Raw genomic sequence first — 12,081 nt, 5'->3', positions numbered from 1 at the left:
CCGGGGCACACTGTTACTTCTATTTTCCTGTGGAGCCTAGGAGATTCGAACTCCTGACATCTGCCTTGCAAAGGCAGCGCTCTACCAACTGAGCTAAGGCCCCGTTACCTCGTGCCACACCTCGTTGCCGCGGAGCAACTTGGTCAGTCCGATTGCCACCAGCACTCCGGCTCCCACGAACAGGAGGACCTTCATGCGACTGACCTTTCACCGGCACCAGGAGTGGGCCTAGGAGGACTTGAACCTCCGACCTCTTCGTTATCAGCGAAGCGCTCTAACCGCCTGAGCTATAGGCCCCTGAAGTCCGGAAACTCATCTCGCACAGTTCCCTGAACCGAGTCGGAAGATTACCCCACCGGACCGGCAACTACCAAAACCGGTCCGGCGAGACGCTCTTTTCCCAGCTCAGTCCCTGTCGATTTTCGCGTTCAGTCCCGGTCCGCGAGCGTCACTTCGACGCCCCCGACGAGGTCCGAACACAGGTTGTAGATGAACGCGCCGATCGTCGCCAGTGCGGTGAACAGCACCATGTTGGCGAGGCCGATGACGGCGGCGTATCCGAAGACCTGCCCGGCCGTCACGAGCCCGTCAGAGCTCGACTCGGCGACGATATCGGTGAACGCGTTGTTCAGCCGGTCCCACACGCCCATCCCGTCCAGGACGACGTACAGCAGCCCGACGGCCACCATCCACACGAAGAACAGCGACACCGAGATGACGGACGAGATCTTCAGCGTCGACCACGGGTCGATCTTGCGGACCTGCACCGTCGCGCGGAGAGCCTCACCCTCCTCGACCCGTTGCGGGGCCACGGCGATCTTCGGCTGCTGACCGGTGGCCGCCGCCCCCGGCAGGGGGTGCTTGGCCTCGGACAGGTCCGGCATGTCCTTGGGGAGCACGTCCCGGTTGATGTGCCGGGTGGGTCCGTCGATCGCGGACGCCTTCGCCTTCGCGGACTCCCGCTGGGTCACGGCCCCGGCCGCGGCTGCACCGGACACCGCACCGACCGCCGCGGTGGCGGCCGTCGGGGAGGCTGTGCGATTGGTCTCTTGCTTCTGTGCGGGCTGACCGTTGGCCGGCGCCGACGAGTTCGCTGCAGGCGACTTCTGCGTGGACACGGCCTGCGTGGGCACCGCCTGTGTGGGGGCACCCGGGTTCTGTCCGCCCTGCGGTCGCTGCGCCTGGGGCGCACCCTCGGGCTGCGACTTCTGCGGCGAGGTGGTCTGCGAACCGCCCGCAGCCTTCGCTGCCGCGGCACCCGCAGCCGCTGTTCCCGCACTGGCGGCCGGGTTCTGCCCCTCCGGGCGCGAGGCCTGCTTGGCTCCCGCCCCGCCCTGCAGGGGCCGCTTCAGGTTGGTCTGCGGCTCACGCTGCATTCCCCGCTGCCACGGCGGCGCCTGATTTCCCCGAATCGACTCGGTGGGCGCACCCCCCGCAGGCGCCCGGTTGCCGGGAGCCTGCTGCGGCGGGGCCTGATGCCCGGGAGCCTGCTGGTTCGGAGCCTGACCCTGCTGCGGCGGCACGGACCGGCCCTGCGGGGTCTGCGTGCGCGGACCCTGATGCTGGGGCGTCGACGGAGACCGGGCCGGATCGGCCGGAGCCTGCCGATCCGGTCTCGCGTCGGGAGCACCGCCCGGCCGGGCAGCCGGCCCCGCCTGAGCGGGACCACGACCGGCGGACGCCTGCGGCCCCTGCGGCGCGGAACCCTGCTGCGGGTTCGGTCGCGCCGACCCGTTCTCGGGCGCGCGGGAGGCCTGCTGCTCGGATCGCGCCTGATTGGCGGAACCCGGGTTCTGCCGGTCACTGCCTGGCTGGTTGGGAGTGCTCACTAGGACTCCTTAGCTCCTTTGCCGCTGCTCTCGGCGTTGTCGTCGGTCTCGTCGGGTTCGTCGGCATTGCGCGCGATCGCGAGCAGGGTGTCGCCTTCCCCGAGGTTCATCAAACGAACACCCTTGGTCTGCCGACCCGCCTTGCGGACCTGCTTGGCGGCGGTGCGGATGACGCCACCGCCCGACGTGATCGCGTAGAGCTCGTCGTCGTCGTTCACGATGAGCGCTCCGACCAGGGTGCCACGTTTCTTGTCGTATTGAATCGTGAGTACACCCTTTCCGCCGCGTCCCTGGACCGGGTAGTCCTCCATGCCGGTGCGCTTCGAGTAGCCGCCCGACGTCGCCACCAGCAGGTAGGTCCCCTCCCGCACCACGTTGAGCGACAGCAGTTCGTCGTCGCCGTTGAACCGCATTCCCTGGACGCCGGACGTGGCGCGTCCCATCGGGCGCAGTGCCTCGTCGGTGGCGGAGAAGCGGATCGACTGTCCCTGCGCGGAGACGAGCAGCAGGTCGTCGTCGGAGGAGCAGAGGACCGCGCCGACCAGTTCGTCCTCGCCGCGCAGGTTGATCGCGACGATGCCGCCGCTGCGGTTCGAGTCGAAGTCGGTCAGCTTGGACTTCTTGACCAGACCGTTGCGGGTGGCGAGAACCAGGTAGGGCGCGTCCTCGTACGTCTTGATCTGGATGACGCTCTGGATGCGCTCGTCGGGCTGGAACGCGAGCAGGTTGGCCACGTGCTGTCCGCGGGCCGTGCGGCTCGCCTCCGGCAGCTCGTACGCCTTGGCCCGGTACACGCGGCCCTTCGTGGTGAAGAACAGCAGCCAGTCGTGGGTGGAGCTGACGAAGAAGTGCGAGACGATGTCGTCCTGCTTCAGCCCGGCGCCCTGCACGCCCTTGCCGCCGCGTTTCTGCGAGCGGTACAGGTCGGTCTTGGTGCGCTTGGCGTAGCCGGTCTCGGTGATCGTGACGACGACGTCCTCGCGGGCGATCAGATCCTCGTCGGCCACGTCGCCGTCGGCCGCGATGATGCGGGTGCGGCGGTCGTCGCCGTGCTTGTCGACGATCTCCTTCAGCTCGTCCCGGACGATGCGGCGCTGACGCTCGGGCTTCTCGAGGATGTCCTTGAGGTCCGCGATCTCCCGCTCGATCTCGGCGAGTTCGTCGATGATCTTCTGACGCTCGAGGGCGGCGAGGCGACGCAGCTGCATCGCGAGGATCGCGTCGGCCTGGATCTCGTCGACGGTGAGCAGCTCGATCAGGCCTGCCCGCGCGATGTCCACGGTCTGCGACGCACGGATCAGCGCGATGACCTCGTCGAGGGCGTCGAGGGCCTTCACCAGTCCGCGCAGGATGTGAGCGCGTTCCTCGGCCTTGCGGAGCAGGTACTCGGTGCGCCTGCGGATGACCTCGACCTGGTGGGCGACGTACAGCCGGATCATCTGGTCGAGGCGCAGGGTGCGCGGCACGCCGTCGACGATGGACAGCATGTTGCAGCCGAAGCTGGTCTGCAGCTGGGTGTGCTTGTACAGGTTGTTGAGCACGACCTTCGCGACCGCGTCACGCTTGACGGTGACGACGATGCGCATACCCGCACGGTCCGAGGACTCGTCGTGGATGTCGGAGATGCCTGCGATCTTCGCGTCGCGCACCTGCTCGGCGATCGACGTGATCAGGTTGTCCGGGTTCACCTGGTACGGCAGTTCGGTGATGACGATCGTGGTGCGCCCCTTGGCGTCCTCCTCGATCTCCACCACACCGCGCATGCGGACCGAGCCGCGGCCGGTGGTGTAAGCGTCGTGGATGCCCTGGCCGCCGACGATCAGGCCGTGCGTCGGGAAGTCGGGGCCCTTCACGCGTTCCATGACCGCGGTGAGCGTGGACTCCTCGTCGGCTTCCCAGTTCTCCAGGGCCCAGTAGATGGCCTCGGCGACCTCGCGCAGGTTGTGCGGCGGGATGTTGGTGGCCATACCGACGGCGATGCCGCCGGAACCATTGATCAACAGGTTGGGGATACGGCTGGGGAGAACTGACGGTTCCTGTGTACGACCGTCGTAGTTCGGGGTGAAGTCGACCGTCTCGTGGTCGATCTCCCGGAGCATTTCCATGGCCAGCGGAGTCAGCCGGCACTCGGTGTACCGCATCGCGGCGGCGCCGTCGTTGCCGCGGGAACCGAAGTTGCCCTGTCCGTCGACGAGCGGGTACCGCAGCGACCACGGCTGGGCCATGCGGACGAGCGTGTCGTAGATCGAGGAGTCGCCGTGGGGGTGGTAGTTACCCATCGTCTCGGCGACCGGTCGCGCAGACTTCACATAACCGCGATCGGGCCGGTAACCGTTGTCGTACATCGCGTACAGAACGCGGCGGTGCACCGGCTTGAGGCCGTCCCGCACGTCGGGCAGTGCACGACCCACGATCACGCTCATCGCGTAATCGATGTAGCTGCTCTGCATCTCCTGCTGAATGTCGACGGGCTCGATGCGGTCGTGCCCCGGTCCCTCCGGCGGCAACGTTGTGTCGGTCATGAGCTCCTTCTTCTACTCGGCTTGACGTCTCCTCGCGGACTCGCGGTCCAGCACGACGTCGCGCAACCACCCGAGTCTATAGGTGCAGGTCAGCTATGAGGGTGAAGGACTCGGGTGCGCCCGGGAATCGTTGCCGCAGGAGCCGCCTCAACTACTGGAGTTCGAGCTCCCTGCCCTGCGTTTCGGCGGCGAGGGATTCGGCGGCGAGCATGTCGGCCTCGAGTTCGAGCTCGGCGGCGACACGGTCGGGCGCCATCAACAGGGCGGTGATCGGGATCGTGACCACCAGCATGCCCAGCACGAAGACGGGGAACAGGATCGAGAACACCTCGAGACCGTCCGGGCGCGCCACGGATTGGTCGACGGCGGCACTCAGCCCGAACACGCCGGTGTAGTGCATGGCCACCAGTCCGACCGCCACGACCACCGACGCCACGAGTCGCAGCGTGCGCGACTCGAGGGCCGAGACGGACCACATGATTCCGGCGCCGACGACGAAGCCGATCGCGGCGGAAGCCGTGGTCAGCACGATGTCGGAGTTCACCGCACCCTGGATTTCGAGGGAGGCGACGATCGCGAGGTCCATTCCGGTGAATCCGATGCCGAGGAGCACCGCACCGCCTGCGAGGCGACTGATCTCCACCGACGTGCTCGGCCGCCGATGTTTCGTCGGCGGCGGGCTGATGATCAGCAAAGCCACCGCGGCGGCCGCGACGGGCACCACGAACGAGATCGCGATCCACACGACGTCGTAGCGCACCACGCTGCCGTAGACCTCGAACCCGACCATCGCGATGTAGTGCGGCAGCCAGGCGCCGAAACCGCCGATGGACAGCGCACCCCACGCCAGCCACAGGTACCGCTGCCTCGGGTTCGGCGCGGTCATCGCCTTGCGGGCGCTGGCGATACCGACGAAGACGCCGATGAACGACGTGACCGCCGCGAGGGCGACGATCCAGGTGCCCATGGAGAAGTGCTGCAACTCGTCCGACATGTTTCGAATCCTCAGTACGCGGCCGTGTGGAGCTTGGTCAGTGCGTATTCGGTGATCGCGACCAGGGCGCGTTTCGCCGATTCCCGGTCACGCGCGTCGATCGGGATGATCGGCACGTCCTCGGAGATCGCGAGGGCAGCCCGAATGTCCTCGATGGGGTAACGCGGGGCGTCGTCGAACTCGTTGATCGCGACGAGGAACGGCAGCTGCCGGGCCTCGAAGAAGTCGACCGCCGCGAAACTCTCGTCCAGCCGGCGCGTGTCGATCAGGACGATCGCCCCGATCGCACCGCGGATCAGGTCGTCCCACATGAACCAGAACCGGTGCTGACCGGGCGTGCCGAACAGATACAGCACCAGGTCGTCGGCCAGGCTGATGCGACCGAAGTCCATGGCGACGGTGGTCGTGGCCTTCTGCGGCGTCGCAGCCAGGTTGTCGACGCCGTCGCTGGCGTTGGTCACGAGCGCCTCGGTGCGCAGCGGGACGATCTCGGAGACAGCCCCCACCAGCGTGGTCTTGCCGACGCCGAACCCGCCGGCGATCACGATCTTGGTCGAGGTCACCCGATTGCGGGGATCAGATTTCGCGAAGTCCACTGAGGACCCTTTCGATGAGTTCACGACGTTCAAAGTCGGTCGAGTCTTCCTTCAGGGTGGCCAGGATCTGAAGATGACCGGCCTCGACCAGGTCGGCGACCAGGACGCGTGCCACTCCGAGGGGCACACCCACCCGGGCGGCGATCTCGGCGACCGAAGGCGACTGCTGACACAACGCGACGATGGCCGCGTTGACGTCGTCGAGTTCCCACTGCCGGTCCACCGACTGCGGCAGTGCCTGAATCAACGCTTCGAGCGCGAGCTCGACCGCGGGCCGGGTCCGGCCCGACGTCAGCGAGTACGGGCGCACGATGTTCGGGCCCGGCTGCTCCGAGTGGTGGTCGTTCATAGGCATGGGCTGGTCAGAGACCCTGCGGGGTGCGGGCCGTGGCCTGCACCGATGCGCCGACGCGGTCGACCAGGATCGCCATCTCGTAGCCGACCTGGCCGATGTCGCACTCGGCGTCCGTCAGCGTCGCGAGGTGCGAACCGTCGCCGACGCTCATGAGCAGCAGGTACCCGTGCTGCATCTCGACCACCGACTGCAGCACGCCGCCGCCTTCGAACAGCCGGGACACACCGGCCGACAGGCTCGCGAGCCCCGACGTGACCGCGGCCAGCTGCTCGGCCCGGTCGATGGGGAGGTGGGCGCTGGCCGCCATCAGAAGACCGTCCGCGGACACCAGCACGGCATGCGAGACACCGGGCACGTCACTGGCGAAGTTCGACACCAACCAGTCGAGAGGTCGCGTGACGTCGGATCCATGAGCGGTGTTCATCGGTCTCCTTCAATGCTGTTACGTTCCGCGAGCCTCGTGGCCCTGCCGTTTCGGACGCCCTGCTGGTGACGACTGAGATTGGCGCGAATTGTCTCAGGGTCGCGCACCCGGCGCAGGGTCCCCGTATTGTGCGCGCCCTCGACCGTGCCGGGAACCAGCCGGTCGCCGGGACGCCGCTTCGGCAGTCCGATCTCCGGGTCGACCTCGACGGGGGTCTCGCTGATCCGTTCCGCGGCGGACCATCCGGCGTCGCCGGCGGAGTGCCAGACGCCGGGTGCGCCCTCGGTGCCGGTCGGATCGGTCAGCCAGTCGGACACCATGTCGGAGAAGATCGGGGTGCCGCCGCCGGGCCGCGGGGCCGCCTCGGCCGGGGGCGGGTCGATCCGCGACTGGAAGAACGACGCGGTCTTCGCCGAGTTGGTGCGGTAGCGGTGCCGGACGGGGCTCTGATCGTCGCCGTTCGACGACGGGGGCACCTCGATACGGTTCTCGCTGCGTGGCGCGTGCGGCGCGTGCTGCGGCTGCGATTCCGGGGTTGGCGTCTCCGGGGCCGCGGCCGCCGAGGTCGCCGCCTGCGGCCGCCGCACGGGCAGCTTCGGCATCGCTCCGGATCCGCGGACGTTGACGGTGTCCCGGGACTGCGCGGCCGGGGCAGCGACCGACGATCCCGCGCCGGCCGCGATGCCACTGGCACCGGGCTGCCGCCGGGGCAGGCTCGTGCCCGACGCCGTCGCCACGGCACCCGCAGAAGCCGGGCTCGGCGCAGGCGGAGGCGTGGACGGGGTGCGGGTCGGCAGTCCGTTGCGGGTCGCCGGCAGCTGCGGGCCGTCCTTGCGCGGTGCGGGGGCCGCGGGCGCCGGGATGGCGGTCCGGACCGGTGCCGCGGGAATCTTCCGCTGCGATCCGGTGTCCTGCCGCGCGGCCTGCGACACGATCAGCGCATTCGGGATGTGGATGCTGACGGTCACACCCGGGTTGCGGGCGGTGTCGAACGTCGACCGCAGGCGCACGGTCAGACCGTGTCGCTTCGCGAGCCGGCTGACGACGAACAGGCCCATGTGACGGGCGGTCTCGGGACCGACCTCGCCACCCGACGCCAGGCGTTCGTTGACGGCACGCATGTCGTCGGCGGGGATACCGATGCCGCGGTCCGCGATCTCGAGCAGCACTCCGCCGTCCACGGCGCGAGCGAAGCTGAACGTCACCGACGTGTCTGGCGGCGAGGCGCGCAGCGAGTTGTCGACGAGTTCGGCGAGCAGGTGCACGACGTCGGTGACGACGGTGCCGCTGAGTGCGCCTTCGGGGGTCGCACCCATCTGGACGCGCTGGTAGTCCTCGACCTCGGAGATCGCGGCACGCAGCACGTCGCCGAGCGGGATCGGCGCCGCCTGCGACCGACGCACGCGGGTGCCGGCCAGAATCAGCAGGTTCTCACCGTTCCGGCGCATACGCGCGGCCAGGTGGTCGAGGCGGAACAGGCTCTCGAGCCGCTTCGGATCCTTCTCCTCGAACTCGAGGTTCTCGATCAGGCCGAGCTGCTGGTCGACGAGCGACTTGCTTCGGCGGGCGAGCGTTTCGAACATGTCGTTGATCTGCAGGCGCAGTTGGGCCTGCTCACCGGCGAGCTTGAGTGCCTGTCCGTGGATGTCGTCCACGGCGCGGGCGAGCTGGCCGATCTCCTCGGAGGAGTGCACGGCCACCGGCTCGAACGACAGTGCCCTCGGATCGTCGCTGGCCTTGATCTGCTCGATCGCGTCCGGAAGGTCGCGGCGGGCGGCCTTCAGGGCGCCGTAGCGCAGTCGGCGGATCGGGCCGATCAGCGATCGCGACACGAGGAGCGCGAGGACGAGCGCGGCGAGCAGCGTTCCGAGGACGATCGCCGTGTCACGCAGCGCGGCGGACCGGGTCTCGGCCGCGCGGATCTGCACGGTGGACGCGATGTCCTTCGCCGCCTCGCTGGTCAGCTCCTGGTAGACGTCGCGGCTCGCGATGAGGGAGGAACGCAGCTGCAGGATGGGCAGCACCCCGCCGCGCGCCGCGTCGGCCAGGCCAGTGTCGATGAGCGCGTTGCGGTCGTTGATGTTGTTCCGCAGCGTCTGGAGGCGCTCGTCGCCCTTCGGGTAGTACCGGTCGAGGACGTCGAGGAGGCTCGATTCGGCGCCGGCGGCCGCGACGACGGCCGAGGTGGGAATGTTGCCCGTGCGGGCCTTCTCCCGTCCGTCGGGACCGGCGTACGCGTCCTTCACGATGACGAGGCCCATGGCCTGTTCGAACAGGCGACGCTGCGCCTGCCAGGCGTTGGTCAGCTGGTAGCCCTTGTCGACGACCTCGCTGTCCTCGATGGGACGGACGATGTCGTCGACTTCCCGGATGAAGTCCGCGGCGAACGCGCGCTGGCGTTCCGCGAGCAGATCGGTGGCGACACCCGGGGAATCCATCAGATTCAGGAGGGCCCGGCCGTCGGAGACGGTCTGGTTGATGGAACTCGCGACAGCGGGATCCAGTTCGGGGTTCCGGGCCTGTTCGGACACGTCGTTCATCAGGGATTCCGCGGCCGCCCGGTCGTCCTTGGTGAGCGTGCCCGAGGCGTAACCACTGGTCACGGTACCCATCGAGGCCTCGAGGGCCACGATGTCCGGGACGACGACGATCTGGTCGGCGGCCTCGGTGAAGTGGACGGCGTTGCTCAGCTCGCCCTGCACGCGGAGCCCGCCGAGCACCATGGCGACGGTGACGGGAACTGCGAGAACCGCAGTGACCTTCCACCGCAGACCCCAGCCCTCGATATCCCAGAACTTTGCCCGGGGCGGCGAATCGTCGCTCATCCCACGCTTCCTTTCCAACCACTCATAGCTTGTCGCTCTGTGCTCGTGACCCCGCCCGCGAGAGGGCAGCCGTACCGGATCGGACGACACGCGTCGACAGAGGAAAGTGATCGATCAGTTGCGCTGTGCGCAGCGCTGCCCGACGCACCGATTTCCGAATGTAACGAGTTCATCACATCCCCATGGGGAACGTTCTTACCACAGAAATTCCCCGATCCTTACTTCCAAGTAACATGCGCACCACTGATCCCAGACATTGCCGTCACGGGGTGGATCAGCCGACCAGGCTACACAGAATCGCCGTTCACAGTCGAGGACGGATTTCCGCGCCGCCCGGACCCGCAACCGGCCCAGACAGATGCAGCCACCGGGGTCTTCCGACCACCGGTGGCTGCACCAGATCCGTATTCTCTTGTGCCGGATACCTAGACGTCGAGGAAGCGGACGTCCTTGGCGTTACGGGTGATGAAGCTTCGCCGGGCCTCGACGTCCTCACCCATGAGGACGCTGAACAACTCGTCGGCTGCGGCCGCGTCGTCGAGCGTCACGAGACGCAGGACGCGCACCGCCGGATCCATCGTGGTCTCCCACAGTTCCTTGGCGTTCATCTCGCCGAGACCTTTGTAGCGCTGGATGCCGTCGTCCTTGTTGATCTTCTTGCCCGACTCGAGGCCGGCCTTGACCAGGGCGTCGCGCTCGCGGTCGGAGTACGCGAACTCCGGGTCGGCGCGCTGCCACTTGAGCTTGTACAGCGGGGGCTGCGCCAGGTACACGTGGCCGTGCTCGACGAGCGGCCGCATGAAGCGGAACAGCAGCGTGAGCAGTAGCGTTGCGATGTGCTGGCCGTCCACGTCGGCGTCGGCCATCAGCACGATCTTGTGGTACCGCAGCTTCGCGATGTCGAACTCGTCGTGGATGCCGGTGCCGAACGCGGTGATGATCGACTGGACTTCGGTGTTCTTCAGCACCCGGTCGATGCGCGCCTTCTCGACGTTGATGATCTTGCCTCGCAGCGGCAGGATCGCCTGGTACATCGAGTCACGGCCGGACTTGGCCGAGCCGCCTGCGGAGTCGCCCTCCACGATGTAGATCTCGGACTTGCTCGGATCGTTGGACCGGCAGTCGGCGAGCTTGCCCGGCAGGCCGCCGAGGTCGGTCGCGCTCTTGCGGCGGACCAGTTCGCGGGCCTTGCGGGCGGCGACGCGGGCCTGCGCCGACGACACCGCCTTGTTCACGATGGTCTTCGCGTCGGCCGGGTTCGCCTCGAACCAGTGCGACAGGTGCTCGTTGCTCGCCTTCTGCACGAACGACCGGACCTCGGTGTTGCCGAGCTTCGTCTTCGTCTGACCCTCGAACTGCGGTTCACCTACCTTGACGGAGATGATCGCGGCGAGGCCCTCACGGATGTCGTCACCGGTGAGTTTCGGGTCCTTCTCCTTGAGGAGCTTCTTGTCGAGCGCGTACTTGTTGACCGTCGCCGTCAGAGCCGACCGGAACCCCTCTTCGTGGGTGCCGCCCTCGTGGGTGTTGATGGTGTTCGCGAACGTGTGGACCGACTCCGAGTAGCCCGAGTTCCACTGCATCGCGATCTCGAGTTCGTGGCCGGTGCCCTTCGCGGTGAACCCGACGACGGAGTTGTGGATCGGCTGCTTCGTGCGGTTGATGTGCCGCACGTAGTCCTCGAGTCCGCCCGGGTAGTGGTAGACGCGGGTCTTGACCTTGTGGACGGCGGGCGCGCCGGCTTCGGCGGACTCGTCCTCGGCGGTCTTGGGTGCGTCCGCAACCTGGCTGACGACCTCTTCGGTGACCTCGGCGTCGCTGACGCGTTCGTCGGTGAGGGTAATCGTCAGGCCCTTGTTGAGGAAGGCCATCTCCTGGAGGCGGCGCGCGACCGTCTCGAAGCTGTAGACCGTGGTCTCGAAGATATTCGGGTCGGCCCAGAACGTGACCGTGGTGCCCGTCTCCTTGGTGGCCTCGCCCTTGACGAGTTCACCCGGCTTGGAGTCGGTGTACGTCTGGTTCCAGCGGAAGCCGTCACGCTTGATGTCGACGTCGAGGCGGGTGGACAGCGCGTTGACGACGGAGATACCGACACCGTGCAGACCGCCGGACACCGCGTAGGAGTCGGAGTCGAACTTGCCGCCGGCGTGCAGCTGGGTGAGGACGACCTCGACGGTGGGGACACCGGAGGCGTGCATCCCGACGGGGATGCCTCGGCCGTCGTCGACGACCTGGACGCCACCGTCTTCGAGAAGGGTGATCTCGACCTTGCTGGCATAGCCGGCCATGGCCTCGTCGACGGAGTTGTCGACGACTTCCCAGATCAGGTGGTGGAGACCGCGTTCACCGGTGGAACCGATGTACATACCCGGTCGCTTACGGACGGCTTCGAGTCCCTCGAGGACGGTGATGGAAGAAGCGCCGTAGTCCTTGCTGGAGGTGCTTTTGTCTGACTTCTGGGCAGCCACGGGTGGGTAGCTCTCCTTCTCCGTCCAATGCCCGACGCAGGCGCCCACCGCCCTGGTCGGGCACGCGG

The 12,081-nt window shown here is 67.6% G+C and carries 8 protein-coding genes and 2 tRNA genes; all 10 read right to left on the bottom strand.

Features of this window, described 5'->3' with window-relative positions; all coding sequences use genetic code 11:
- Positions 1–30: 30 nt before the first annotated feature.
- Positions 31–103: transfer RNA gene (locus tag I1A62_RS27305), tRNA-Ala, on the bottom strand.
- Positions 104–223: 120 nt separating this feature from the next.
- Positions 224–297, bottom strand: a tRNA-Ile gene (locus I1A62_RS27300).
- A gap of 131 nt (positions 298–428) precedes the next feature.
- Positions 429–1,829 (bottom strand): DUF3566 domain-containing protein, encoded by a 1,401-nt coding sequence (locus tag I1A62_RS27295; protein ID WP_225858119.1) that lies wholly within the window; start codon positions 1,827–1,829, stop codon positions 429–431.
- Entirely contained in the window at positions 1,829–4,351 is a 2,523-nt protein-coding gene (gyrA, locus tag I1A62_RS27290; RefSeq protein ID WP_124392346.1) for a DNA gyrase subunit A, read from the bottom strand. The genes I1A62_RS27295 and gyrA overlap by 1 nt, the downstream gene beginning before the upstream one ends.
- A gap of 151 nt (positions 4,352–4,502) precedes the next feature.
- Positions 4,503–5,345, bottom strand: a complete 843-nt coding sequence (locus I1A62_RS27285) for an MHYT domain-containing protein (protein ID WP_219455404.1) — start codon at positions 5,343–5,345, stop codon at positions 4,503–4,505.
- A gap of 11 nt (positions 5,346–5,356) precedes the next feature.
- A complete protein-coding gene (locus tag I1A62_RS27280; protein ID WP_087555308.1) occupies positions 5,357–5,908 on the bottom strand; it encodes an ATP/GTP-binding protein in 552 nt (183 codons plus the stop codon).
- A 13-nt stretch (positions 5,909–5,921) separates the two neighbouring features.
- Positions 5,922–6,296, bottom strand: a complete 375-nt coding sequence (locus I1A62_RS27275; protein WP_124392348.1) for a DUF742 domain-containing protein — start codon at positions 6,294–6,296, stop codon at positions 5,922–5,924.
- A gap of 7 nt (positions 6,297–6,303) precedes the next feature.
- On the bottom strand, positions 6,304–6,720 hold the full coding sequence (locus tag I1A62_RS27270; protein WP_005249096.1) for a roadblock/LC7 domain-containing protein: 417 nt from the start codon (positions 6,718–6,720) through the stop codon (positions 6,304–6,306).
- Positions 6,717–9,545 (bottom strand): sensor histidine kinase, encoded by a 2,829-nt coding sequence (locus I1A62_RS27265; RefSeq protein WP_124392349.1) that lies wholly within the window; start codon positions 9,543–9,545, stop codon positions 6,717–6,719. Before I1A62_RS27265 ends, I1A62_RS27270 begins: the two co-directional genes overlap by 4 nt.
- A 425-nt stretch (positions 9,546–9,970) precedes the next feature.
- Complete coding sequence (gene gyrB / locus I1A62_RS27260; RefSeq protein ID WP_124392350.1) at positions 9,971–12,013, bottom strand: DNA topoisomerase (ATP-hydrolyzing) subunit B; 2,043 nt, start codon at positions 12,011–12,013, stop codon at positions 9,971–9,973.
- Between the last annotated feature and the right edge of the window lie 68 nt (positions 12,014–12,081).

Source organism: Rhodococcus sp. USK10 (assembly GCF_019378875.1).
GTDB classification, from domain to species: Bacteria; Actinomycetota; Actinomycetes; order Mycobacteriales; family Mycobacteriaceae; genus Rhodococcus_F; species Rhodococcus_F pseudokoreensis.
Note: the sequence above shows the minus strand (reverse complement) of the source record. Positions and strands in the feature narration are given on the sequence as shown.